This window comes from Rahnella sp. GSA61A (assembly GCF_019969905.1).
GTDB classification, from domain to species: Bacteria; Pseudomonadota; Gammaproteobacteria; order Enterobacterales; family Enterobacteriaceae; genus Rahnella; species Rahnella aceris.
This window is the reverse complement of sequence record NZ_JAHXYO010000010.1, coordinates 144,249-167,272: the sequence shown is the minus strand read 5'-3', so window position 1 is coordinate 167,272 and position 23,024 is coordinate 144,249. Positions and strand designations below refer to the sequence as shown.

Genomic DNA, 23,024 nt, shown 5'->3' with positions numbered 1-23,024 from the left:
AACAGTATCGGGCGAAATGACCGCATTTCGCCCGGTTATCACCGGAGGTTCCTGATGCAGGATATGACCGTTAATCGTAAGAAGCCCTTCTGGAAACGCGTCGTCTGGCTGATCGTCATTTATTCATTGAGTGTTTTATCACTGGCCGTGGTGGCATTCTTATTCAGAATGATGATGACGGCAGCCGGAATGAAGTCGCATTAAAAATACGGTGTCAGATGCAGCGACCGTTGTCACCCTTGCCCGAAAATCTTAATCACCGCATCCAGATGTTCCTTCATTGCCTTCTTCGCTGCACGACTGTCACGGGCCTCCAGCGCGGTCAGGATCTCGAGGTGCTCAATCTCAGAACGGTGCGGCATGTCCTGCGGCGTGTAGTGTAATTGCAGGCTGCGGAACATGGTGCCATAACGGTGGCCGAGCAGGTGGGCGATGATGAAGGCATAAGCCGGATTTCCGCTGGCCTGCGCAATACGGATATGGAACAACCGGTCGCCGGGATGCGTTGCCGAGCCATTGCGGTTATCGCGACAGTTTTGTTCATATGCCTGCCTGATCGCCGCAAGTTCGGCGTCAGTGGCATTTCTTGCCGCCAGCGCGGCGGTTTCCGGCTCTATCAGACGACGGGTTTGCAACAGCGAAAACGGTGGCAGTTCAGCCGTAAAATCCAGCTCAATATTCAGCTCATCATCCACATCCGCCCACTGATTACGCCCCGCCTGCGACATCACCGGCTCCTGCGAAGGCGTGGCCGGAACGGCAGGTTGCTGACGGACAATGACGCCGTTTCCCACCCGCACATCCACCAGCCCGATCACTTCCAGCGCAATCAGCGCCTCACGCACCGACGCGCGGCTGACCTGTAACTGACTCGCCAGTTCACGCTCGGCCGGAAGACGGCTGCCGGGCGGAAATTCTTTGTTATCAATTAACGTTTTAAGCTGGTCAGCTATCTGCCTGTATATTCTGGGATTTTCTAATTTTTTTATCGGCATCGGACACCTGAGGTCAATTCTCATTAAGTGATTCAGCTAGCATTTTCCGGACAAAAATCTTGCTGATTTGTTTTATGCATGTAAAAAATTGGTTAACCGAAATGGCGTTTTAAGCAGAAGCTTGCCGAACATCTTAACAAAAAGCACTGCGTTTAACGCGTTTTTTTCACCTCCAATGGCCTGACCATTAGGCCTTTAAAGCACCTTTTAGGGAGAATTGTTATGAACCTGGCCGGGAAAAAAGTTCTGATCACCGCCGCCGGACAAGGCATCGGTTTCAACACCGCCACGCTGTTTGCCCGTGAAGGCGCAGAGGTGATTGCCACCGACATCAACATCGACGCATTACACAATATTCCCGGCATCACCCCGCGCCTGCTTGATGTGACCGACCCGCAGGCGATTGCTGCGCTGGCAGAAGAAACCGGCGCGCTCGATGTGCTGTTCAACTGCGCTGGCGTGGTGCACAGCGGCGATATCCTGACCTGCACCGAACGCGAATGGCAGTTTGCGCTCGATCTTAACGTCACCGCGATGTTCCGCATGATCCGCGCTTTTCTGCCCGCCATGCTTGAGCGCAACCACGGTTCAGTGATCAACATGTCTTCCGTCGCCTCCAGCATCAAAGGTGTGCCGAACCGCTTTGCTTACAGCGCTTCAAAAGCGGCCGTGATTGGCCTGACCCGTTCTGTTGCAGCGGATTACGTCACCCGCGGCATTCGCTGTAACGCGATTTGTCCGGGCACGGTGGAATCGCCGTCCCTGCGCCAGCGCATCGCGGCACAGGCAAAGGCCGAAGGCCGCAGCGAAGCCGAGGTGTATGCGGCGTTTGTTTCCCGCCAGCCGATCGGGCGCATCGGTAAAACCGAAGAAATCGCCCAGCTTGCGCTGTATCTGGCTTCCGACGCCAGTTCATACACCACCGGCACGGTTCAAATTATTGACGGCGGCTGGAGCAACTGACACGCCAGCGGCTTTAAACATTTGATTTTCACCGATCTGACTTTCACAGAAGGACACTGACCCATGAAATTATTACGTTACGGCAACGCAGGTTCTGAGCGCCCCGGCCTGCTGGATGACAACGGCACGTTGCGGGATCTCAGCGCACATATTGCCGACATCAGCGGCGAATTTCTGCAGCCTGAAACGCTGGATAAACTGCGCCAGCTCGATCCGCACACGCTGCCACTGGTCGGCGGTGAACCACGTCTGGGTGCCTGTGTCGGCAAGGTGGGGAAATTTATCTGTATCGGCCTCAATTACGCCGACCACGCCGCCGAAACTGGCGCGGAGATCCCGAAAGAACCGGTGGTTTTCAGCAAATGGACCAGCGCGATGGTCGGGCCAAATGACGACGTGGAGATCCCGCGTGATTCTGTCAAAACCGACTGGGAAGTGGAACTCGGTGTGGTGATCGGCACCGGCGGGCGCTATATCAGCGAAGCCGATGCGATGTCGCACGTCGCCGGTTACTGCGTGATCAACGATGTCTCTGAGCGCGAATTCCAGATTGAACGCGGCGGCACCTGGGACAAAGGTAAAGGCTGCGACACATTCGGCCCGACCGGTCCGTGGCTGGTGACAGCGGATGAAATCCCTGACCCGCACCAGTTGAATCTGTGGCTGGAAGTTGACGGCAAGCGCTATCAGAACGGCAATACGCGCACCATGATTTTCCAGATCCCCGAAATCATCAGTTATCTCAGCCGCTTCATGAGCCTGCAACCCGGTGACATCATTTCTACCGGCACACCGCCGGGCGTCGGACTGGGGCAAAAACCGCCGGTGTACCTGAAAGCCGGTCAGGTGATGCGGCTTGGGATTGAAGGTTTGGGTGAGCAGCGCCAGAAGACAGTGCAGGCATAACCCTTTACAGCTAAAGGAATTTTGCGATGACAACGATTACCGCTTTACGTGTTGAAGATGTGCGTTTCCCGACCTCGCTGGCGCTGGACGGCTCGGATGCCATGAACCCGGATCCGGATTATTCCGCTGCGTATGTGATTTTAGACACTGACACTCCGGCGCTGAAAGGCCACGGCCTGACCTTCACCATCGGGCGCGGCAATGAAATCTGCTGTGCGGCGATTAAAGCGCTGGAACATCTGATCGTGGGCCGCGAACTGGCGGACATTACCGCCGATATGGGCCAGTTCTGGCGCGATTTCACCAGCGACAGCCAGTTGCGCTGGATTGGTCCTGACAAAGGCGCAATCCACCTGGCGACCGGCGCGGTGGTTAACGCGGTGTGGGATTTATGGAGCAAAGCCGCCGGTAAACCGCTGTGGAAACTGGTGGCGGATATGTCACCGGAAGAGCTGGTGCGCTGCATCGATTTTCGTTACATCACCGACTGCATCACGCCGCAGGAAGCGCTGGCCTTATTGCAGCAACGTGCCGACAACAAACCCCGGCGCACGGAGAAACTGCTGGCGGAAGGCTACCCGTGCTACACCACGTCAGCGGGCTGGCTCGGCTATCCCGACGATAAACTTCGCCGTTTATGTCAGGAAGCGGTCGACGCCGGTTTCGATTATCTGAAACTAAAAGTCGGGCGCGACCTGGAAGACGACATCCGCCGTGTGCGCATCGCCCGCGAAGTGATCGGCCCGGACCGCAAACTGATGATCGACGCCAATCAGGTATGGGAAACCAACGACGCCATCCCCTGGGTGAACGCCCTCGCCTTTGCCAACCCCTGGTTTATCGAAGAACCGACTAGCCCGGACGACATCGAAGGCCACCGCAAAATCCGTCAGGGCGTTGCACCGGTTAAAGTCGCCACCGGCGAAATGTGCCAGAACCGCATCATGTTCAAGCAGTTCATTATGCGCGAAGCCATCGACGTGGTGCAGATTGATGCCTGCCGCATGGGCGGCGTCAACGAAGTGCTGGCGGTGATGCTGATGGCGGCCAAATACAATCTGCCGGTGTGTCCGCACGCGGGCGGCGTCGGGTTATGCGAATACGTGCAGCATCTGTCGATGATTGATTATCTGTGCATCGCAGGTACGCACGAAGGCCGCGTCATCGAATACGTTGACCATCTTCACGAGCATTTTGTGCATCCGTGCGACGTCCGGGGCGCGGCCTATATGCCGCCGCAGGCACCGGGATTCTCCATTGAGATGCATCAGGCGTCGATCGAAAGATACCGCCATCACGCCTGACCTTAATGATCGAAAAGCAGCAAGGAGAACGCCGATGATGCGAATCGACAGCCACCAGCATTTCTGGCGCTACATCCCGCAGGATTATCGCTGGATAGGCGATGACATGGCGGTGCTGAAACAGGATTTATTGCCGGAGATATTGCGGCCTGCGTTACAACGTCACGATATTCAGGGCACGGTTCTGGTTCAGGCCTGTTCCTCTGTGCAGGAAACCCGCTGGCTGCTGGAGATCGCAGAGCAAACCGACTTTGTGCATGCCGTGACCGGCTGGGTGGATCTGTCATCACCCGCACTGCAACGGGATCTGGAGGCGATTTCACACCCGCTGCTGCGCGGCTTTCGTCATCAGGTTCAGGACGAGTCTTCACCTGCGCAGTGGCTGGAAAATCCGACCATCAATGCGGGTATTCGCCAGATTCAGCGGCAGGACTATGTCTATGAAATTCTGGTGACGCATCGCCATCTGCGCGATGCCGTGCAGTTCGCGGCAAAGCATGACGGGCATTTTCTGGTGCTCGATCACTTCGGCAAGCCGGATCTCAGCCGGGGTGCAGCGTACTGGAAGCAGCAGATTGCACCGCTGGCGGGGTTAAAACACGTCAGTTGCAAGCTCTCGGGGTTGCTGACCGAGCCGCGTCCGGCAGGTATGCCAGCCCGCGATCTGTTGCCGTATTTCGATGCCGCACTGGACGTTTTCGGTGCCGGACGCCTGATGTTTGGTTCCGACTGGCCGGTGTGTTTACTGGCAGACGGGGATGAAAATCCGTGGGATTTATGTGAACAGGCCACGGCCGCACTCAGTTCTGACGAGCAGGCAGCCATTTATGGCGGCAATGCCTGCACGATTTATCGATTACAGCCTTTACCGATTACAGGAAATGACTGATGAATCTGCATCTGCAAAATAAAGTGGTGATGGTCACCGGTGGCGGTTCCGGTATCGGCGCGGCGATTTCGCTGACGCTGGCGGAAGAAGGCGCGGTTCCGGTGATCATCAGCAATACCGAACCGGCCAATGAACTGATGCATAAACTGCAACAGCTTTCGCCACAGGCCAGCTTTGTACTGACTGAACTGCGCGACGAAGCCAGTTGCAAGGCAGCGGTGAATGAGGTGCTTACCCGCTACGGCAGCATCGACGGGCTGGTGAACAATGCCGGTGCCAACGACAGCGTCGGGCTGGATGCCGGTCGCGAAGCCTTTGTGCAATCGCTCGAGCAGAATCTGATCCACTATTACCTGATGGCGCACCTGAGCCTGAACGCCCTGCGCGCCAGCCGGGGAGCTATCGTCAATATCAGCTCAAAAACGGCACTCACCGGACAAGGCAACACCAGCGGTTACGCTTCGGCCAAAGGCGGCATTCTGGCGCTGACCCGCGAATGGGCAGCGGCGCTGCTCGGCGACGGTATCCGCGTGAACGCGGTGATCCCGGCGGAAGTCATGACGCCGCTGTACGAACGCTGGATCAAAAGCTTCGACCATCCCGAAGAAAAGCTGCAACAAATCACTTCGCATATTCCGCTGGGACAGCGTATGACCACGCCGCAGGAAATCGCCAACACCGTGGTGTTCCTGCTCTCTTCCCGCGCCTCGCACACCACCGGCCAGTGGCTGACCGTGGACGGCGGTTATATGCATCTCGACCGGGCCTTAACATGAAACGCCGCTATTGTCAGGCGCTGGATCTGGCGGACGATCCGGTGCTTATCGAAGAATATCAGCGTTATCACCGCGAAATCTGGCCGGAAATTACCGCGCACCTGCGCCGCTATGGCATCGCAGACATGGAAATTTACCGGCTGGGCAACCGCCTGATGATGGTGATGGAAACCACGGAAGATTTTGACAGCGGACTGTTCGAACGCCGCAGTCTGGAGGATCCGAAAGTCTGCGAATGGGAAGCCCTGATGTGGAAGTATCAGCGCCCTACGCCGTGGACGCCCGCCGGTGAAAAGTGGGTGGAAATGGAGAAGATTTTTTCGCTGGCTGATCAGAAATAGCTATACATCTCCCTGCTATGAGGGAGTTAACCGTTTTTCACGTTATCTGACATAAAAAATCAGCCACCTGAGCTGACCCCCTACATGCGTCACCAGATACTGAGGAATACAACATGCTCGCCGATAAAACTGCCGCGCCCGCTTATGCGCAGCGCAAAACGACGTCCGGTTTCCGACTGGCGTTCATACTGGTCACCACGCTGTTTTTCCTGTGGGGTTTATCCTACGGGCTGCTGGATGTCCTGAATAAGCATTTCCAGGACGTGTTGCACGTCAATAAAGCCCAGTCCGGTCTGCTACAGGCCGCCTATTTCGGGGCGTATTTTATCATCGCCCTGCCCGCCGGTTTCTTCATGGACAGGTTCGGTTATAAAGCCGGGATCCTGGTGGGTCTGTGTCTGTATGCCCTGGGCGCACTGTTGTTCGTGCCCGCCGCCTCCGCAGGCAGCTTCGGCATGTTCCTGTTCGCATTGTTCGTGATCGCCCTCGGTCTGGGCTGTCTCGAAACCGCCGCTAACCCGTTCGCTACCGTTCTCGGCGATCCGGCCGGAGCCGAACGCCGCCTGAACCTTTCTCAGTCCTTCAACGGTTTAGGTCAGTTCATCGGCCCGATCATCGGTGGTTCACTGTTCTTCTCCGCCACACAAGGCACCACGACGGACGGATTGTCCTCGGTGAAAACCACTTACGTCGCCATCGCCGTGTTAGTGCTGCTGATTGCCTTCCTGTTCGGACGCACAAAATTGCCGGACATCCGCGAGCAAAGCGCTCCGGAAGATCACGGTATCGAGAAAGGATTGTGGCAGCACGGCCATTTCACCGGCGGCGTCATCGCACAATTCTTCTACGTCGCGGCACAGGTTGGCGTCGGTGCCTTCTTCATTAACTACACCACCGAACACTGGCACACGCTGTCGAACCAGAACGCGTCGTATCTGCTGTCTGTCGGCATGATCAGCTTTATGGTCGGGCGTTTCTTCAGCACCTGGCTGATGGGCTTTGTCCGCCCGGCCACGCTGCTGGTGGTCTACGCCATCATCAATATTGTGCTGTGCGGCGTGGTGGTGGCCGGTATTGATAATGTGTCGGTGATTGCGCTGGTGGCGATTTTCTTCTTCATGTCGATCATGTTCCCGACCATTTTCGCGATGGGCGTCAAGAACATGGGCAAACAAACCAAACGCGCCAGCTCGGTGATGATCATGGCGATTGTCGGTGGCGCGGTGATGCCGTATCTGATGGGCGCGATTGCCGACCACTACAACACCGCCGTTTCTTACGCCCTGCCGATGGTATGTTTCGCTGTGGTGCTGATTTATGCCGTGAAACAACGGGCGAAAGCGGCGATCTGAGAACGTTGTCATACAAAACAATCTGACTGCTCCCCCTCACCACACAGCCCCTCCTTAATACCCTTCGGGTGTCGGGGAGGGGTTGCAACCCTGCAAACCACGTCATGAGTTTTAACATTCCTGTCATCCCTGATAGAAAAATCCTGTTTATACTTCATCGCGTATAAAGCTGGTTAATAACGCTGAAGGGTAAAAAAATGTCGATTCGTTCATTGCAGGCACTGTGTTTAACCAGTTTTTTTATTGCGGATGTTCGTGACGGGCTTGGGCCCTTTCTGGGGATCTTTCTGACACAACGCCACTGGCAGCCCGATGATATCGGCTTGCTGATGACCGCTGGCGGCGTGGCAGGGTTGCTGGCAACACTCCCTGCGGGCTTCATGACTGATGCATCGAAAAACAAGCGGCTGATTCTGGCGCTGCTGTGCGTGCTGATCACCGGCACGACGCTGCTGCTCTGGCTCAGTCAGGCAAATGCCGTAGTGGCGTTTTCGCAGATCGTGAGCGGAATATGTGCTGCGTTTGTCGGTCCGCTGATCACCGGGATCACGCTGGGTCTGACCGGGCAAAAAGGCTTTAGCGGGCAGATGGGTAAAAATGAGGCGTTTAACCATGCCGGGAATTTTATCACCGCGCTGATTGCCGGAGGGATCGCCTGGTACTGGGGCATCGGCGGTATTTTCATTCTCATGACCTGCACGATGTTATTAACGCTCATCGCACTGACGGGCATCCGCCGCAGCGATATAGACGATGATGCCGCGCGAGGGCTGGAGTCTGGCGCATCCGCTCAGGTCCCCGATTTCTCGGTGCTGGCCCAAAATAAACCGCTGCTGATCACCGGTCTGACACTGTTGCTGTTTCATCTGGCCAATGCGGCGCTGTTGCCGATGCTCAGCATGAGAATCGCGGCAGCGCCCGGCTCCGTCAATCCCGGCCTGTACGCTGCCGCAACCGTGATTATTTCTCAGATGGTGATGATCCCGGTAGCAATCTGGACCGCCGGGCGCATCGACAGAGTCGGCTACTGGCGCCTGATTATGCTGGCGCTGCTGATCATGCCCGTCCGGGCGGCGCTGGCGGCGAGTTCTGCCGCCCCTTTAATGATGGTGCCGGTGCAAATACTTGATGGTTTCGCGGCTGGCGTACTGGGCGTGGTAGTGCCGAGCTTTATTGTGGTGCTGCTGCGCGGAAACGGTCATGTCAACGCGGGCCAAAGCGTGGTGATGCTGATGCAGGGCGTCGGCGCGGCCATGAGCCCGGCCCTGACGGGTATGATTGCAGGGCATTATTCGTTCGCTACGGCGTTCAGCGTTCTGAGCGTTATCGCCCTGACGGGGCTGCTGATCTGGTGGCGATATGCCCCGTTACTTTCAACACAGTCTTGTATGGAGACAAGCTAAGTCGTCGGTCACGCGGGGCGAAGCAAGCGTAAACATAGCCTGCAGAATCAGGCCAGATTCAAACCGAACAGGCGGCTCAGGGCAATTCTGCCGCTGTCGGTGACGCTCACTTCACGATAACCCTGCGTGCGGGATATCCACGTTTTTTGCAGAAAAAGCGTCATTAATGCCTGCCCCGCATCGCCTCCCAGATGGAAGCGTCTTTCGCTCCAGTCAAGGCAAGGGCAGCAAGCCTTGCGGCGCGGGCGCGGATTGAGCACCGCGCCCAGACGTTGAAAATGGGCTTTCCCGGCCGGAGTCAGCGCGTTACCGTCCGCTTCAAGCCAGTTTTCCTGCAGCAGAAAATCGTAGATTTTTACCGCCAGCTCTCCGGCCAGATGGTCATAACAAGTTCGTGCATAACGCAGAACGACCGGCGTCCGCGACGCAAAAGTTTTGTGGTTATGCATGGAAACCCCCATCAGGTTTTCCAGCAATCCGGCGATATGGTGGCCAGCCAGGCTGTAATACCGGTGGCGCCCCTGCGTCAGGCAAATCACCAGCCCGTTGCTGAGCAGCCGGGTAAGATGACCGCTGGTTGTGGAGGCGGCGATGCCCGCCACCGCACTGAGTTCAGTCGCGGTCCACGCGCGTCCGTCCATCAGGGCACACAAAATACTGACCCTTGACGGGTCAGATATTGCTGAAGCCACCAGTGACATGGATTTTTCAAGAGACTCATCCGGCTCACTGTCGTATTCGGTTTGAAGAAAATTCATGCAGAAGGTATCGCCCATTGTTGAGTGACTTCAGCCGCGCGGATATCGTCATCCGTCAGCAGAATAAGCCGGTTATCGTGGTCGCTGTACTGTACCAGAATGTTAATGCCATTCCGGGCGAGTGTCTGGGCGATTTCGCCCAGCTCGCCCGGCTGTTTCTGGGGTAGTTTTCTTATCAGCGGGCGTGACAGCTTTCTCACGTCAAAGCCAGCATCAGTCAGAACCTGACGGGCTTTTTCACCGTCTTCTATCAGGAAATGCGCATGCCCCGCTTCTGCCGTGGAAAATACGCCGCCGCCCTCCAGCCCCACACCGTTCATGCCCAGAATACGGCCAAGGGAGGCCAGCGAACCGGGTGAATGGTCGAGGATCACGTGAATGTCATACATGCTGATGCGCTCCTTTACCGGAAGACTTGTCGGAAGAATAGTCACGAAATACACGGGCAACGCGTATTCTGTAGAATGAAAAAATCGACTGTTTACCCTCTTTCTGCGCGGCCAGATGCATCAGATTCTGTTTCCACCCTGCCACCGACTCTTCATCTTCCCACCATGATAATGAAAGGATTTTTCCGGGCGTGGTCAGGCTCTGGAATCTCTCAATGGAAATAAATCCCGGCGTGTCCGATAACAATGGTTTCAGTTCTGCCGCCAGTTCAAGGTACCGCTCACGCGCTTCGGGTACTGCATCTGCCTCAAAAAGTACTGCGATCATCGTTCTGCTCCCTCATGAATTTCGTTCAGCTTATTACCGGCAAAAATCAGATGCTTCGGTCAACACCGAAGTGTGTCTGTTCCCTGCGGGCAGGAACGGCATCCGGGGAGGCATGATCATGAATTTGTCTCATGTTCAGTGAATTTAAATCACTTTTTTTCACTCAATGACTCAGGCATAAAAGAGTCATCGCGATTCACTCTTAAAAATACGAAAACGACTGAAATAACGTAGATTTTTCAGCAGCCGGGACACCTGATAACAATGAATAAAAAACTGACATTTACCCTTAAAAGCATCCGTTTCGACGAGAATTATAACCCCTCGGAAAATACGCGTATTACCACCAATTTTGCCAATCTGGCAAGGGGTGAAAAACGCCAGGAAAACCTGCGCAACACCTTAGTGATGATCGATAATCGCTTCAATTCTCTGGCGCACTGGGATAATCCTAATAAAGACCGGTATTGTGTCGAACTCGATATTATTACTGCTCAGTTGAATATTGATGCTGAAGGCAAGGCCGACAGCTTCCCGGTGATTGAAATACTGAAAACAACTATCGTTGATAAAAAAACCCACCAACGCATTGCAGGCATTTTAGGAAATAACTTTTCCTCCTATGTGCGTGATTATGACTTTAGCGTTTTACTGCCAGAGCATAATAAGGATCAACCTGAATTTAGCCTGCCGGATAATTTTGGCGAATTACATGGGAATATATTCAAACAATTTTTAAAATCAGAGACTTACAAAGATAACTTCACTAAAACACCGGTTATCTGCCTGAGTGTTTCCAGCAAAAACACTTACTATCGCACGGGAAATAAACACCCTGTATTAGGCGTTGAATATCAGCAGGATGAACTCTCCCTGACTGATGAATATTTCGCAAAAATGGGATTACGGGCGCGGTATTTTATGCCTGAAAACAGCGTTGCGCCTCTGGCATTTTATTTTTCTGGCGATTTGCTCAGTGATTACACTAATCTTGAGCTTATCAGCACCATCAGCACGATGGAGACTTTTCAGAAGATTTATCGCCCTGAGATTTACAATGCTAATTCTGCGGCAGGATTACAGTATCAACCCAGCCTGAATTACCAGGATTATTCTTTAACCCGTATTGTTTATGACCGGGAAGAACGTGGCCATCTGGCTATTGAGCAGGGGAAGTTTACTGAAGAATGCTTCATCAAACCTTACCAAACTGTTCTTGAACAATGGTCTGCCCATTCCGCTCTCTGATTAACCATAAAAAATATAAGGTCACCTGTGTATGAAAAAATTATTACCGACATCGACTGCGGGCAGTTTGCCTAAACCTTCGTGGCTGGCACAACCTGAGGTGCTCTGGTCCCCGTGGAAATTGCAAGATCAGGAATTAATTGACGGCAAAAAAGATGCCCTGCGTTTGTGTCTGGAAGATCAACAGCAGGCTGGTATCGATATTGTCAGTGACGGCGAGCAAACGCGTCAGCATTTTGTCACGACCTTTATTGAGCATCTCGAGGGCGTTGATTTCGAGAAACGTGAGACGGTTAAGATCCGTAATCGCTATGAAGCGAGTGTGCCGACAGTTGTTGGCCCGGTGAGTCGCAAAAAGGCCGTTTTTGTTGAAGATGCGAAGTTTTTGCGCCAGCAAACCACACAACCGATCAAATGGGCTCTTCCTGGGCCGATGACGATGATCGATACGCTTTATGACAACCACTATAAAAGTCGCGAGAAACTCGCCTGGGAATTTGCCAAAATTCTCAATGAAGAAGCCAAAGAATTAGAGGCTGCTGGCGTCGATATCATCCAGTTTGACGAACCGGCCTTTAACGTGTTCTTTGATGAAGTGAATGACTGGGGCATTGCCACGTTAGAAAGAGCCATCGAAGGGCTGAAATGTGAAACGGCTGTGCACATTTGCTACGGCTATGGCATCAAAGCCAATACCGACTGGAAAAAAACGCTGGGCACAGAGTGGAGACAATACGAAGAGATTTTCCCCAAACTGCAAAAATCTAATATCGATATCATTTCACTGGAATGTCATCACTCGCATGTTCCGATGGAACTGATGGAGCTTATCCGCGGTAAAAAGGTGATGGTGGGTGCCATAGACGTGGCGACCAATACCATTGAAACCCCGGAAGAAGTCGCCGCAACGCTGCGGAAAGCCCTGCAGTTTGTAGACGCCGATAAACTCTATCCTTGCACCAACTGCGGCATGATTCCTTTACCCCGTGGCGTCGCCAGAGGCAAGCTGGATGCATTAAGTGCAGGCGCAGAAATTGTCCGCAAAGAACTGCTGGCTAAATAACGTCGCCAAATAGCCGATCACTTAAAAAGAATTTTGTCTGGGTTGCGCGATCATTTCGATCGCCAACTATCCGGAAACCCGCCTGAGGTGTAAGCAGCCCCGTTTTACGCCTGTTTGTTGTTTTGCCCGTGCGCTTTTTTACCCCTGTCACGGACGAAACTATTCCGATAAAGCGCGTAGCCGCGTTATGCCTTATAAGGCTGCGCGGCAATATCAATATCGATGTTAATCGTGTCACCGACCAACGACAGCAGACTGTCCATCGCGAAAGCAGAGCGGGAAATCGCCGTGTGTGCGTGCAGAATCAGGGACTTCGCGCTGGCGTCATTCATAACAGCATCCAGCACAACCGGTCTTTGGATATTTTTGATAGTCAGCATGCCAAAAATCTTAAATTGCCCATTTCCCGACTGCGTGACTTTTTGACTGGTGAACGTGACCCAGGGATAACGGTTTTCATCAAAGAACATACTGCTCTTTAACTGATGCGTCAGCAGCAGGTTCGAAGCCTCCAGCGAGGAAACCGGAATTCTGACATCTATATGATTCTGCATGTTTTGCTGATGATCTAAAAAAGCATCGCCGGATACCTGCGATAAATTCGCCTGCGAGGGATGTGTGCTGAGCATGACCCACGACAACGTAATGGTTGTGCGATCTGCGTTGATAACATAATGCTCCGGGGTACCGGAGAAAGATAAAGATGCATAACCCATTGATAAAATAAATAAAAACGCTCGCAGCATGAGGGGTTCTCCAGAGGTTGACTCTGAGTAAACGTTTCAGCTGTTGTTTCTATTCGGTTGAAATCAGTATTAAGGCAAAAGCAGTGATGCACTGAGCATATCCTGCCCCGCCCCCATCAAATCCGAACGGAGCGCTTCCACCACTTCAGGGTCGAGCCCACCGCGCGCTGCGGTCTCCTGCATTATGATGAGGCTTTTTTCCGGCGAATATGCCGGTTTGTAACAACGGGCTTCACGCAGCGCGGCATAGCAGTCGGCGACCGAAATAATGCGCGGCCCGAGATCGAGCTGTGCACCGCGCAGATGGAAGGGATATCCCTTGCCGTCCGGCCGTTCATGATGAAAGCTGGCCATCCGGGCGATGTCCTGCATGCCGGCAATCCGCGAAAGAATTTTCCAGGTGAACTGCGGGTGTATATGGATCTGGCGGCGTTCGAAATCCGTCAGAGGCTGCGCTTTGGTGAGCAAGGCGGCGGGGACAACCAGTTTACCTAAATCATGCAGCAAACCGGCGACGCGGATCCGCGCGACACCTTTTTTAGAAAACCCGTACATTTGCGCAAGCCTGGCGGCGATACCTGCCACCACAACAGAATGTTGTGCGGCTGAACGGCAATGCAGGTCAATGACGACAGCCAGCAGGGCAGACAGTTGCGTCATTTCCTTGTCACTTAACACACGGTCAGCAAAGGGTGAAAAGGACGCGGCTGTACTGATAAGCGTGGCGGAGGCGAATTCCGTCCAGAATTCCTTTTCCAGTCCAAGCTCGCGTAACGCCAGCATGTCGTCGAGCAGGTAACGGGATCCGATGGAATCACACAGGGTTTCGACCGCGCGCACCGGATAATGACCGCGTGGAAATTCATGCAATGCCAGTAAATCCAGATTATCGGCCAGATCCAGCAGGCGGTTTTCTGAATGCTGCCGGCCTCTTGCGACGATCAGACCCGCGCTGTCAGCCAGTAACGGGATATCCGCAAGTTGGCTGGCGCAATCGTGCGGAGCATGTGTCCCCCTGCTGATATCACGTAAAAGTGCAGCAATGAACAACCGCTGTTGTGCCAACAGACTGAACTGGCGCTGACGGGCAATATTCATCACGATATAAGCACGCCGCACACCACGATGTCCGTTTTCAGGGCTTAACAAGTCCAGCGCAGAAGAAAATCCGATAAGAAAATCCGTAAAGGTAACGTCCACGTAACCACTCCCACTCATTCAACAATGCGAGAAGGAAACCGGATTTCGGGATGACAGACAATTTAATTGCCCAAAGTGGGTATATATAGGTTTTTATTCCTTAATGGTATCTTTAACAGATATAATAATTGGCTTTTTTCCCTATGCTGGCTGAAGTTTTTACCTATACCTTTCACAGATTCTGATCGCGGAATGTAGACTGTATAATATTAATCTTAGCGGTGTGTAAATCCGAACGGGTTTGATGTGGCTTTACTTATTACTGTCAGGATCAGATGAAGTATCTCATTGATAAAGAAATAGAATTCAACTCAGACGATGGTACATTGCACTATCCTGCCAGCCAGGACGTGATCAAACTGACACTCCCGGCCGCACGGTTGCTGGAAGAATTTCTTTCATCTGAAGGGCGTGATCTGACGCGGGAATATCTGCTGGAAACAGTCTGGGACAAGCACGGCCTGCATGCTTCCGGCAATAATCTTAACCAGTACGTCAGTATTGTCCGCCGCAATCTGGCGCTGTTTGAATGCCACGAACTCATTATTACCCTCCCCAAAGTCGGTTTTAAACTGAATCCGGCGGTCAGTGTGCAACGCCTTGATGCGCCACCGCCTGCCGGGCAGGCACCGGCCTCCCCGCCTCCGCTCAGGGTGCAAACACCCGATTCAGTTTCTGCTCCGGTTAAACCTGCACGGCGTGCTCTTTTTATTCTGCTCTGCCTGCTGGTTCTGGTTAGCCTGTCTTTCGGCGCGTGGAAATACGACGACGCCACCAACGGAATGACCGAAATAAAACAGCCCGACACCGGCTGCGATATTATTTTCCTTAAAGATATTTCGGACGATGCCAAAACTGCGGTGCTGGAACGGGTCAGTCACACACTAAAAACCAATAATCTGACGTGCAACAAAACCAACGTGCTCATTTATAACAGTGAATTATCCTATTCATCTCAAAACAACGCCCGAACACTGCTGTCCTTATGCACTCTTGGTAATAATAATGAGATTATTTCGTGTGATAACTTCTATCACTATAAGTGGATCAAACCATGATCATGATTAAAAAGAAGTGGTTCTATGCCACCGTCGCAACTGTTTGCGTCATCGCAGCAACCGTTCTTTATTTATGGCCATCCAAAGATATTCCTACCTTAAAATGTAAAGCCTTCGGTAAAGTGAATATGGATATTGAGCAGGGGCAACTGGTTTTTTCTATTGTTGAAAGCCTGCAATTTTACGATAAAGACAAAGGTATTATTCAGTACGAAGGCTATGTAAAGTCGGCCAAAGCCAGTACCTATCTTGAGCGTACCGTCTATCTCAGTCATGGTGTCAAAGTGGATAATAAAACCTATCATTTCACCATTGACAAAGTGACGCCGTCACCTTTGGATAACACGCCAGATGCTGATTTCGACCAGATGTGGCTGGAAAACACGGGCGATAATGCCTCACTCAACATTGGTGTTAAGAAGATACGGGACCAGGCGTATGTAGTAAGCAGTACCTATTCCCCGCAATTTGTTTGTGTCGCGTACTGAACACGCCCGCATTCTTCAGGTTATTCATCTTTAATAAAAGTAAAATTAAGAATAAAAACCTATTTATGTTGCAATCTGACATATAAATTGATGACGATGGCCGGAAGAGTGTTTTATAGCCACTCACTGACGGGTATCCGTCTGGCGGCAGAGTGGCAAAGACTGCTCAGCGCCGATCACTTAAAAAATAGGTAAACAAATGCGTACTAACACAATCAAACTGACTGTCGCTGGCAGTGCCATTGCGGTATTTATGGCTTTCTCTGGCCAGACTCAGGCTGTTGAACTGGGTGCAAAAGCGGGCACAAATTTCACTGAACTGAACGCCGGTATGGGCCGTCAGACATCCGGTCTTTATGTCGAGGGTAACTGGGCGAAGAATACTCAAAATGGCCGCCAGATTGGTGGCGTGAGCACCGGTTTTAATATTCCGGCAGGCCCGGCAATGATTAATCTGGGCGCGAAAGCGCTTTATATGCAGGGTTCTACTTCTGATAATGAAGGCGTGGCATTTCCCGTCGGCGGCGGTATTACCGTCCCCTTCACCGACAGTCTGGCATTTTATGCAGAGGGTTATGCAGCACCTGATGCATTAAGCAATCGTGTAAAATCTTATTCCGAAGCCGATGCCGGATTTAGCTGGATCCCGGTCGCACCATTAAAAGTAAAAGCCGGTTACCGCTATGTTGGCCTTGACGGCACTGCGGGAAATCCTAATGAACGCATTATTGATGGTGCGTATTTAGGCGCAGAGATGGATTTCTGATTTAACGTTTAATGTGCTGCAAAGAGTGCACATTGCATTGACCCGGAATGTGCACTCTCCTGTTATTTTTCAGGGCTGAAAAAATAAATCCGTTATTGTTTCACCAGTACCGGCTGTTCACGATATTCCGCCGGGAAATACTGCTTCAAATCTTTAATCTTCGGCAGATCGTTCACCACAATATACGGATAGTCCGGGTTATCGTTTAAAAAGTTCTGGTGATAAGCCTCAGCCGGATAAAAGTGCGCATTGCTTTCAACTTTGGTGACCAGCGGTTCGCTGTAACTGTGGCTGGCATTAAGCTGGGCGATGTACGCGTTCGCCACTTCCGCCTGCGCAGCGTTCATAGGAAAGACTGCTGACCGGTACTGACTGCCGGTATCCGGCCCCTGACGGTTTAACTCTGTCGGGTTATGCCCTACCGAGAAGAAGATGTGCAACAGTTCGCCATACGTTACTTGTGTCGGGTCGAAGGTCACTTTCACCGATTCCGCATGACCGGTCTCGCCGGTACTGACCTGCTCGTAACTGGCCGTTTGCGCCACACCGCCAGCATAACCGGACACCGCGCTGGTCACCCCTTTTACATGCTGAAACACCCCCTGAATCCCCCAGAAACAGCCACCGGCAAACAGCGCGGTTTCGCTGTGTGCAGTGCCTGCTGGCTCATCTTTTGCCGGTGCCGGGATCACGACCGCCGGTTCAGCGCCTCCGCCCCATGACCAGGCATTATTTTCGAACACGAACGCAGACGCCAGCATCAGCCCGGCGATCAGGCTGTAGTGGCGAAAGTTACGCCTGTTTTTCGATGCAATTTTCATAGTCAATTTCCTGCCAGATTAAGCTTTAGGGGTGAACGTCATCGCCAGCCCGTTCATGCAATAACGCAGACCGGTCGGCTGCGGACCGTCATCAAACACATGTCCCAGATGGCCGCCACACCGGCGGCAATGCACTTCATCGCGCACCATACCCAGCGAGGTGTCCCGGCTGGTTTGCGCCGCATCGGCAAGAGGTTGCCAGAAACTCGGCCAGCCGGTATGGCTGTCGAATTTGGTCGCTGAGGAGAAAAGAGCAAGGTTGCAGCCTGCGCAGGCAAACTCGCCTGCACGATGTTCGTTGTTTAACGGACTGGAATAAGGACGTTCGGTGCCTGCCTCGCGCAAAATACGGTACTGATCATCGCTGAGGCGCTGATGCCACTGGGCATCCGTCAGCATGATTTCGAATTTCGCAGGTTTTACCTGCGCGCCGGCATTGCGGGAAAACAGTGACGGGACCAGCCCCATCATGGCCGCGGCAGATACCGCGCCACTGCCCAGCAGGAAATTACGTCTGTTAATCATTTTTGCCACCGATCCGGTTGCTGTCGATGGCATCAGATTACAAGGGGAGGGATTACGGAATCCTCGCCGAGAGTTAACGGTTTTGTGATAACTGGATTTGCAGTTGCACTGCGGGGCTGGAGTAAAGGCTGGAATGAGGAAGTTTCGGTTTCTCACGTGCGGTGACTGCTCAGCAATTGCCGCCGAAACCGACCAAAGAGGGCTATGACGAGCCCTCTTTGGAATCTCCACGTCTTAAACTGCGCGCTTCGCTCGCAGGCTATGTTCCAGCAACCACAGCGACAGGCTGGAAATCTTGCCGCGTTGCGATGCCCTCTCTCGGTGTTCGAGCCTCTGGTCTCGAACCCGCTCCGTTCGGCAAGATTTCTGAATCGCCCGTGGGATTTTAAAAAATCAAAAATAAAACAAGCAAGGTTGTGAAGTATAAATCTGAGGCCGGTTCCAAAATCACGCCGGAGGAGAGGTGGAAAACCGCGCGGTAGTTTGCGCGGGTTGTAACCCGAACGGAGGGCACCGCGCAGCGGCGGGATTTTGCGGCTATCACTGTGTTGCCTGAAACATAGCCAGCGAGCGGTAGCGCGCAGTAAAAAAGCGAGGGGAGTGCAGAGGGGAAAAGCTTTTCCCCTCTGCTCGGTTTCGGCGGCAACCGCTGAGCGATCACAGCTATTGAGAAACCGAAACTGTCACCTTTCTGTTCTAAACAGCCGCCCCGTTGCAGCGGCTATCTGCAACCCGATTACAAGATCGCCCGTGCAGCCGGGTCTGCACCTTCCCGCACAAACACAGGAATTTCACTCATTGGTGCAGCAACCGTGATCACCCTCCCCCCTTCATAGCGTTCGCCATTCAATGCCACCCACGTTTCTCCCGCCGGTAACCACACTTCCCGCTCGCGCTGACCGGCATACAACACCGGCGCGACCAGAATATCTGCGCCAAGCATGTACTGATCTTCCACCTGCCAGCTTTCAGCCTGACCCGGATACTGATAGAACAGGGTGCGCATCGCCGGATCGCCATTTTCATGCGCTTCCTGCATCACGCGGCTGATGTAAGGGCGCAGTTTTTCGCGCAGGAATAACCCGCTTTTCATCAGCTGGTAATTCTCTTCGCCGTAACTCCAGACTTCATTGGGTGCGCCGCTGTTGCATTGCGCAATGCCGTCACGCCACGGTTCTGACGGCTGGATTTGCGGTTCGCGGTAGCCATGTAAACGCATCACCGGACAGAATACGCCCCACTGGAACCAGCGGATCAGCAACTCATGAAACGCCGGATCATTCACATTCCCCCCCTGGAAACCGCCGATATCCGTCGTCCACCAGGGAATGCCCGCCAGCCCCATATTCAGACCGGCGGCAATCTGATTACGCAGCGCGTGGAAGGAAGAATGGATGTCGCCCGACCACGCCAGCACGCCGTAACGCTGGCTGCCTGCCCAGGCGCAACGCACCAGATTCACGATCTCGTGCTCACCTTCCTGCTGTAAACCGTCGTGAAAACCTTGCGCGAATTTTTGCGGATAGATGTTGCCCACTTCCAGCACCGGCCCGAGATGATAGCGATAGTTATCAAAATCATAAGCGCGGTATTCCGGCTCGGCTTCGTCCAGCCAGAAGGTGCGGATGCCCAGATCGTAATAGTTCTGCTTCACCTTATCCCAGACAAACTGACGCGCGCCGGGATGTGTGGCATCAAAGAAGGTACAGTTGCCGAGAAAATCCAGATTCACCGACACACCGCGATCGGTATTGACCAGATAACCTTTGGATTTCATTTCCTTATAATTGTCGGTGCGGCTGTCTACCGTCGGCCAGACCGACACCATAGTTTCGATGCCCAGCGATTTAAGCTCCGCGACCATGGCTTTCGGATCCGGCCAGTCCACGGGGTCAAAACACCAGGTGCCCTGATTCGGCCAGTGGAAGAAGTCGATGACAATCACCGAAACCGGCAAATTGCGCCGCCTGTATTCACGCGCCACCTCCAGCACTTCCTGCTGCGTACGGTAGCGCAGTTTGCACTGCCAGAAACCAGTCGCGTATTCCGGCATTTGCGGCGCAGTGCCGGTCGCGCGGCCATACTGATGCAGGATGTCAGCGGGCGTGTCTCCGGCGGTGATCCAGTAATCCATCTGCTCCGTGACCTGCGCTTCCCAGCGGGTAATGTTTTTGCCGAATGTCGCTTCGCCAATCGCCGGATTGTTCCACAACATGCCGTAACCCAGGCTTGAAAGCATAAAGGGTACGCTGGCCTGCGAGTTACGCTGCGCCAGTTCCAGCGTGCAGCCTTTCAGATCCAGACAGCTCTGCTGGTACTGCCCCATGCCATAAATTTTCTCGTCCGGACGCGATTCAAAACGCACGGTTAATTGATGCTTGCCACCGGGAATGGCTTTAAATTCGCGGGCATCCATCTTCAGTGCACTGATGTATTTATCCTGACTCTTTTCCGTTGCGCCAATGCCCACAGTCGAACGCTGACGCCAGTACTCTTCGAGGATCAGTTCACCACGCAGGTTATAAAACGCCAGTTGCCCTTTGATATTCACCGTCGCGGTGATGTTACCGTTGCGCAGCGTCAGGGTTTCTGTGCTGTGACTGATTTCTGCTTGTGGCTGAGTGTCCGCGGGCAGCAGCGCCCACAACGAATCATTGAGTTCAGGACGGCAGGTGGCGCGCACGCGCAGGCTGTTCTCGCCCCAGGGTTCAATCACCAGCGTTTGCTGATCAAAATGCCAGAGGATACGGTTCTTTTCGGCGATTAATTCGCTCATGCGGACTCCTGTGTATGCAAGGTGGCCTGAGGTTCAGGCTCATGTTCCCGGGAAATTTTTGACTGATTGATTTGTTTCATGGTGGCGTCATTAAGCTTGTACCAGCGCATCGACAGCGCGCTGAACATTGACAGCACGCCCGGCACCAGCGAGAACAGCGCGATAATCGACAGCATCGCGACAGTATTCTGCTGTGCGGCATGCGGCACGTAACCGCTCATGCCCAGCGTCCAGCCGACCACTGCCCCGCTCACCGCCATCCCCATTTTGAGGATCGCCAGCAAGGTGGAAAACACGGTGCCATCCATGCGTTTGCCCTGTTTGTATTCGCCGTAATCCACCACATCAGACATCATCACCCACATCAGCGTGGTGGTGACCTGATAGAAGGTGGAGACCAGCAAGGTCATGCCCACCAGCAGGGAAATCCACGCCGGAACGAAGAAAATCGCCGCGCTCAGCGCACCGGTCAGAATGGCGCACAGTGTGAAGGCCGCGAGTTTGCTGCGGTTGCGGGTCAGCGGTTTAACCAGCAGACTGCCGAGACTTTTGCCGACAATGTGTGCCGCCAGCAGCCACATAAAGTAGCTGGCATTGCCGAGATAATAAGTGACGTAATACATCATTGCGCCGAGACGCACCACGCCGAAGGAGATGTTGAAGAAGATCAGCGCCGCCACCACCCGCCACTGATCGTTACGCACTAAGTCACGTAAATCGGAGAGAAAATTCTCATGTGTCGGCGGCGCGCTGATACGTTCTTTCGTATTGAGAAAACACAGCAGGAACATCACCACGGCAATCGACGCCATGATCGCCATCGCGCCAAAATAGCCGTCGAGTTTATTGCCACCGCCCATCATTTCCGCCAGCGGCATCATCAGGAATGTGGACATCGCGCCGCCCAGCGTAGCGAGGAAGAACCGATAGGATTGCAGGGAAATACGCTGGGTATTATCCGGCGTAATGATCGCGCCCATCGAGCAATAGGGAATGTTAATGGCGGTGTACATCAGCATCATCACGCAATAGGTGACGCTGGCGTACACCATTTTACCGCCCAGCGTCAGAGATTCCGGCACCGCATACACCAGTAAACAGCTTGCCCCGAAAGGTAACGCCAGCCAGAGAATATAAGGCCGGAATTTACCAAACCGGGTTTGTGTCCGGTCAGCGATCAGCCCCATCGCCGGATCCACAATCGCATCAGCGACGCGTGCAACAAGAAACATTGTCCCGACAAAGACTGCCGGTAATCCCACAACATCGGTGTAATAAAACGTCAAAAATATAATCACATTATCCAGACCAATATGGCTCGCCATATCCCCCAGACCGTAACTCACTTTTTCTTTTACGGATAACTTCGCAGTCATTTTTCGTCCTGCCTTTTGTAGGTTAAACACAAAAAAGTCAGTCCGTCCGTGGCCCGAGGACTTGTTATAGAATGGTTAAAAGCGAGTCACAATTACGAGATGTTATAAATTTCTTATGATTTTTGATTTGTGTGATACCGGTAACATGAGGAGGGGAAAGGATCTTGCAGTCCTTTGACCTGGCCTTTGAGTCAGGACCGTGGGTTGCCACCCACACAGGCTTCAAGGTCAAGGTCGTGGGCTAGCCGCCCACACTGGCCCAAAAGGTTTTAAACGAAACCCTTTGGAATCCTGCGTTTTTTAAACTGCGCGCTACCGCTGGACGCTATGTTTCAGGTACCGCAGTGACAGGCTGGAAATCTTGCCGCTGCGCGGTGCCTTCTCTCGGTCCCGGAGCCTTTGGTCTCCGGGACGCTCCGTTCAGCAAGATTTCTGAATCGCCTTTAGCTTTTTTAAAACCACAAGCAGTAAGGTTGCGCAGTAGAATCCGGAGGCCGGTTCCAAAATCACGCCGGACGAGAGGTGGAAAACCGCGTGTCTTTATACGCGGGTT

At 53.3% G+C, this 23,024-nt stretch carries 24 protein-coding genes; 14 read left to right on the top strand and 10 right to left on the bottom strand.

The genetic code is table 11. The features are described from left to right. The first annotated feature begins 54 nt into the window (after positions 1-54). The gene (locus LC431_RS14700; protein ID WP_072012255.1) at positions 55-204 is read left to right on the top strand and encodes a DUF2474 domain-containing protein; all 150 of its coding nucleotides are present in this window, start codon (positions 55-57) and stop codon (positions 202-204) included. Between the two features lie 29 nt (positions 205-233). Here LC431_RS14700 and LC431_RS14695 read toward each other — a convergent pair whose 3' ends face one another. After that, on the bottom strand, positions 234-995 hold the full coding sequence (locus LC431_RS14695; RefSeq protein ID WP_112151518.1) for a FadR/GntR family transcriptional regulator: 762 nt from the start codon (positions 993-995) through the stop codon (positions 234-236). Between the two features lie 222 nt (positions 996-1,217). Between LC431_RS14695 and LC431_RS14690 the strand changes: the two genes are divergently transcribed. The 8 genes from LC431_RS14690 to LC431_RS14655 all read left to right on the top strand — a co-directional run bounded on the left by LC431_RS14690 (position 1,218) and on the right by LC431_RS14655 (position 8,929). Continuing rightward, positions 1,218-1,958 carry an SDR family oxidoreductase gene (locus LC431_RS14690; protein WP_013577873.1) on the top strand — a complete coding sequence of 247 codons (741 nt, stop codon included), beginning with the start codon at positions 1,218-1,220 and terminating at the stop codon, positions 1,956-1,958. Between the two features lie 63 nt (positions 1,959-2,021). Continuing rightward, on the top strand, positions 2,022-2,864 hold the full coding sequence (locus tag LC431_RS14685; RefSeq protein ID WP_217244505.1) for a fumarylacetoacetate hydrolase family protein: 843 nt from the start codon (positions 2,022-2,024) through the stop codon (positions 2,862-2,864). A 26-nt stretch (positions 2,865-2,890) separates the two neighbouring features. Beyond that, on the top strand, positions 2,891-4,168 hold the full coding sequence (locus tag LC431_RS14680; RefSeq protein ID WP_013577875.1) for an L-fuconate dehydratase: 1,278 nt from the start codon (positions 2,891-2,893) through the stop codon (positions 4,166-4,168). Positions 4,169-4,202: 34 nt separating this feature from the next. Then, complete coding sequence (locus LC431_RS14675; protein WP_121019825.1) at positions 4,203-5,057, top strand: amidohydrolase; 855 nt, start codon at positions 4,203-4,205, stop codon at positions 5,055-5,057. Then, a complete protein-coding gene (locus LC431_RS14670) occupies positions 5,057-5,833 on the top strand; it encodes an SDR family oxidoreductase (protein ID WP_013577877.1) in 777 nt (258 codons plus the stop codon). The genes LC431_RS14675 and LC431_RS14670 overlap by 1 nt, the downstream gene beginning before the upstream one ends. After that, positions 5,830-6,174, top strand: a complete 345-nt coding sequence (locus LC431_RS14665; RefSeq protein ID WP_013577878.1) for an L-rhamnose mutarotase — start codon at positions 5,830-5,832, stop codon at positions 6,172-6,174. The genes LC431_RS14670 and LC431_RS14665 overlap by 4 nt, the downstream gene beginning before the upstream one ends. A gap of 113 nt (positions 6,175-6,287) precedes the next feature. Beyond that, a complete protein-coding gene (gene fucP / locus LC431_RS14660; protein ID WP_013577879.1) occupies positions 6,288-7,526 on the top strand; it encodes an L-fucose:H+ symporter permease in 1,239 nt (412 codons plus the stop codon). 197 nt (positions 7,527-7,723) lie between these two features. Continuing rightward, the gene (locus LC431_RS14655) at positions 7,724-8,929 is read left to right on the top strand and encodes an MFS transporter (protein ID WP_223510026.1); all 1,206 of its coding nucleotides are present in this window, start codon (positions 7,724-7,726) and stop codon (positions 8,927-8,929) included. Between the two features lie 47 nt (positions 8,930-8,976). Here the strand turns inward: LC431_RS14655 and LC431_RS14650 are convergent, their stop codons facing one another. Genes LC431_RS14650 through LC431_RS14640 form a run of 3 tightly spaced genes read right to left on the bottom strand, consistent with a single transcriptional unit; the run spans position 8,977 to position 10,404 of the window. Then, on the bottom strand, positions 8,977-9,687 hold the full coding sequence (locus LC431_RS14650; protein ID WP_013577881.1) for a helix-turn-helix transcriptional regulator: 711 nt from the start codon (positions 9,685-9,687) through the stop codon (positions 8,977-8,979). Beyond that, on the bottom strand, positions 9,684-10,076 hold the full coding sequence (locus LC431_RS14645) for an amino acid-binding protein (protein ID WP_013577882.1): 393 nt from the start codon (positions 10,074-10,076) through the stop codon (positions 9,684-9,686). Before LC431_RS14645 ends, LC431_RS14650 begins: the two co-directional genes overlap by 4 nt. After that, entirely contained in the window at positions 10,069-10,404 is a 336-nt protein-coding gene (locus LC431_RS14640) for an antibiotic biosynthesis monooxygenase (RefSeq protein WP_013577883.1), read from the bottom strand. The genes LC431_RS14645 and LC431_RS14640 overlap by 8 nt, the downstream gene beginning before the upstream one ends. Positions 10,405-10,668: 264 nt before the next feature. On the opposite strand from LC431_RS14640, the gene LC431_RS14635 reads away from it, so the two are divergent. Together LC431_RS14635 and LC431_RS14630 are read left to right on the top strand one after the other, a co-directional pair. After that, on the top strand, positions 10,669-11,652 hold the full coding sequence (locus LC431_RS14635) for a DUF1852 domain-containing protein (protein ID WP_223510025.1): 984 nt from the start codon (positions 10,669-10,671) through the stop codon (positions 11,650-11,652). Positions 11,653-11,683: 31 nt separating this feature from the next. After that, positions 11,684-12,715: a methionine synthase gene (locus LC431_RS14630; RefSeq protein ID WP_013577885.1), complete on the top strand. Its 1,032-nt coding sequence runs from the start codon at positions 11,684-11,686 to the stop codon at positions 12,713-12,715. 185 nt (positions 12,716-12,900) lie between these two features. Here LC431_RS14630 and LC431_RS14625 read toward each other — a convergent pair whose 3' ends face one another. Beyond that, positions 12,901-13,461, bottom strand: coding sequence for a YceI family protein (locus tag LC431_RS14625; RefSeq protein ID WP_121019827.1), 561 nt, complete (start codon positions 13,459-13,461; stop codon positions 12,901-12,903). 69 nt (positions 13,462-13,530) lie between these two features. Next, complete coding sequence (locus LC431_RS14620; protein WP_013577887.1) at positions 13,531-14,661, bottom strand: HD-GYP domain-containing protein; 1,131 nt, start codon at positions 14,659-14,661, stop codon at positions 13,531-13,533. A gap of 275 nt (positions 14,662-14,936) precedes the next feature. Here LC431_RS14620 and LC431_RS14615 point away from each other — a divergent pair, with 275 nt between their 5' ends. The 3 genes from LC431_RS14615 to LC431_RS14605 all read left to right on the top strand — a co-directional run bounded on the left by LC431_RS14615 (position 14,937) and on the right by LC431_RS14605 (position 16,973). Continuing rightward, entirely contained in the window at positions 14,937-15,719 is a 783-nt protein-coding gene (locus LC431_RS14615) for a helix-turn-helix domain-containing protein (protein WP_112151512.1), read from the top strand. Beyond that, entirely contained in the window at positions 15,716-16,207 is a 492-nt protein-coding gene (locus tag LC431_RS14610; RefSeq protein ID WP_013577889.1) for a FidL-like protein, read from the top strand. Before LC431_RS14615 ends, LC431_RS14610 begins: the two co-directional genes overlap by 4 nt. Positions 16,208-16,406: 199 nt before the next feature. Beyond that, positions 16,407-16,973 carry a YfaZ family outer membrane protein gene (locus LC431_RS14605; protein ID WP_013577890.1) on the top strand — a complete coding sequence of 189 codons (567 nt, stop codon included), beginning with the start codon at positions 16,407-16,409 and terminating at the stop codon, positions 16,971-16,973. 92 nt (positions 16,974-17,065) lie between these two features. Here the strand turns inward: LC431_RS14605 and msrA are convergent, their stop codons facing one another. The 4 genes from msrA to LC431_RS14585 form a co-directional block, all read right to left on the bottom strand. Next, positions 17,066-17,794 carry a peptide-methionine (S)-S-oxide reductase MsrA gene (gene msrA / locus LC431_RS14600; protein ID WP_013577891.1) on the bottom strand — a complete coding sequence of 243 codons (729 nt, stop codon included), beginning with the start codon at positions 17,792-17,794 and terminating at the stop codon, positions 17,066-17,068. 18 nt (positions 17,795-17,812) lie between these two features. Beyond that, the gene (gene msrB, locus LC431_RS14595) at positions 17,813-18,319 is read right to left on the bottom strand and encodes a peptide-methionine (R)-S-oxide reductase MsrB (RefSeq protein WP_037033124.1); all 507 of its coding nucleotides are present in this window, start codon (positions 18,317-18,319) and stop codon (positions 17,813-17,815) included. 736 nt (positions 18,320-19,055) lie between these two features. Beyond that, on the bottom strand, positions 19,056-21,095 hold the full coding sequence (locus LC431_RS14590; RefSeq protein WP_223510024.1) for a TIM-barrel domain-containing protein: 2,040 nt from the start codon (positions 21,093-21,095) through the stop codon (positions 19,056-19,058). Then, positions 21,092-22,471 carry a glycoside-pentoside-hexuronide (GPH):cation symporter gene (locus LC431_RS14585; RefSeq protein WP_014416564.1) on the bottom strand — a complete coding sequence of 460 codons (1,380 nt, stop codon included), beginning with the start codon at positions 22,469-22,471 and terminating at the stop codon, positions 21,092-21,094. The genes LC431_RS14590 and LC431_RS14585 overlap by 4 nt, the downstream gene beginning before the upstream one ends. Between the last annotated feature and the right edge of the window lie 553 nt (positions 22,472-23,024).

Coding starts and splice junctions, on each gene's coding strand:
- fucP (WP_013577879.1), top strand. CDS start 6,288: ATGCTCGCCGATAAAACTGCCGCGCCCGCTTATGCGCAGCGCAAAACG.
- msrA (WP_013577891.1), bottom strand. CDS start 17,794: ATGAAAATTGCATCGAAAAACAGGCGTAACTTTCGCCACTACAGCCTG.
- msrB (WP_037033124.1), bottom strand. CDS start 18,319: ATGATTAACAGACGTAATTTCCTGCTGGGCAGTGGCGCGGTATCTGCC.
- LC431_RS14680 (WP_013577875.1), top strand. CDS start 2,891: ATGACAACGATTACCGCTTTACGTGTTGAAGATGTGCGTTTCCCGACC.
- LC431_RS14635 (WP_223510025.1), top strand. CDS start 10,669: ATGAATAAAAAACTGACATTTACCCTTAAAAGCATCCGTTTCGACGAG.
- LC431_RS14605 (WP_013577890.1), top strand. CDS start 16,407: ATGCGTACTAACACAATCAAACTGACTGTCGCTGGCAGTGCCATTGCG.
- LC431_RS14695 (WP_112151518.1), bottom strand. CDS start 995: ATGCCGATAAAAAAATTAGAAAATCCCAGAATATACAGGCAGATAGCT.
- LC431_RS14675 (WP_121019825.1), top strand. CDS start 4,203: ATGATGCGAATCGACAGCCACCAGCATTTCTGGCGCTACATCCCGCAG.
- LC431_RS14615 (WP_112151512.1), top strand. CDS start 14,937: ATGAAGTATCTCATTGATAAAGAAATAGAATTCAACTCAGACGATGGT.
- LC431_RS14630 (WP_013577885.1), top strand. CDS start 11,684: ATGAAAAAATTATTACCGACATCGACTGCGGGCAGTTTGCCTAAACCT.
- LC431_RS14655 (WP_223510026.1), top strand. CDS start 7,724: ATGTCGATTCGTTCATTGCAGGCACTGTGTTTAACCAGTTTTTTTATT.
- LC431_RS14665 (WP_013577878.1), top strand. CDS start 5,830: ATGAAACGCCGCTATTGTCAGGCGCTGGATCTGGCGGACGATCCGGTG.
- LC431_RS14590 (WP_223510024.1), bottom strand. CDS start 21,095: ATGAGCGAATTAATCGCCGAAAAGAACCGTATCCTCTGGCATTTTGAT.
- LC431_RS14610 (WP_013577889.1), top strand. CDS start 15,716: ATGATCATGATTAAAAAGAAGTGGTTCTATGCCACCGTCGCAACTGTT.
- LC431_RS14625 (WP_121019827.1), bottom strand. CDS start 13,461: ATGCTGCGAGCGTTTTTATTTATTTTATCAATGGGTTATGCATCTTTA.
- LC431_RS14650 (WP_013577881.1), bottom strand. CDS start 9,687: ATGAATTTTCTTCAAACCGAATACGACAGTGAGCCGGATGAGTCTCTT.
- LC431_RS14685 (WP_217244505.1), top strand. CDS start 2,022: ATGAAATTATTACGTTACGGCAACGCAGGTTCTGAGCGCCCCGGCCTG.
- LC431_RS14645 (WP_013577882.1), bottom strand. CDS start 10,076: ATGTATGACATTCACGTGATCCTCGACCATTCACCCGGTTCGCTGGCC.
- LC431_RS14585 (WP_014416564.1), bottom strand. CDS start 22,471: ATGACTGCGAAGTTATCCGTAAAAGAAAAAGTGAGTTACGGTCTGGGG.
- LC431_RS14700 (WP_072012255.1), top strand. CDS start 55: ATGCAGGATATGACCGTTAATCGTAAGAAGCCCTTCTGGAAACGCGTC.
- LC431_RS14690 (WP_013577873.1), top strand. CDS start 1,218: ATGAACCTGGCCGGGAAAAAAGTTCTGATCACCGCCGCCGGACAAGGC.
- LC431_RS14640 (WP_013577883.1), bottom strand. CDS start 10,404: ATGATCGCAGTACTTTTTGAGGCAGATGCAGTACCCGAAGCGCGTGAG.
- LC431_RS14670 (WP_013577877.1), top strand. CDS start 5,057: ATGAATCTGCATCTGCAAAATAAAGTGGTGATGGTCACCGGTGGCGGT.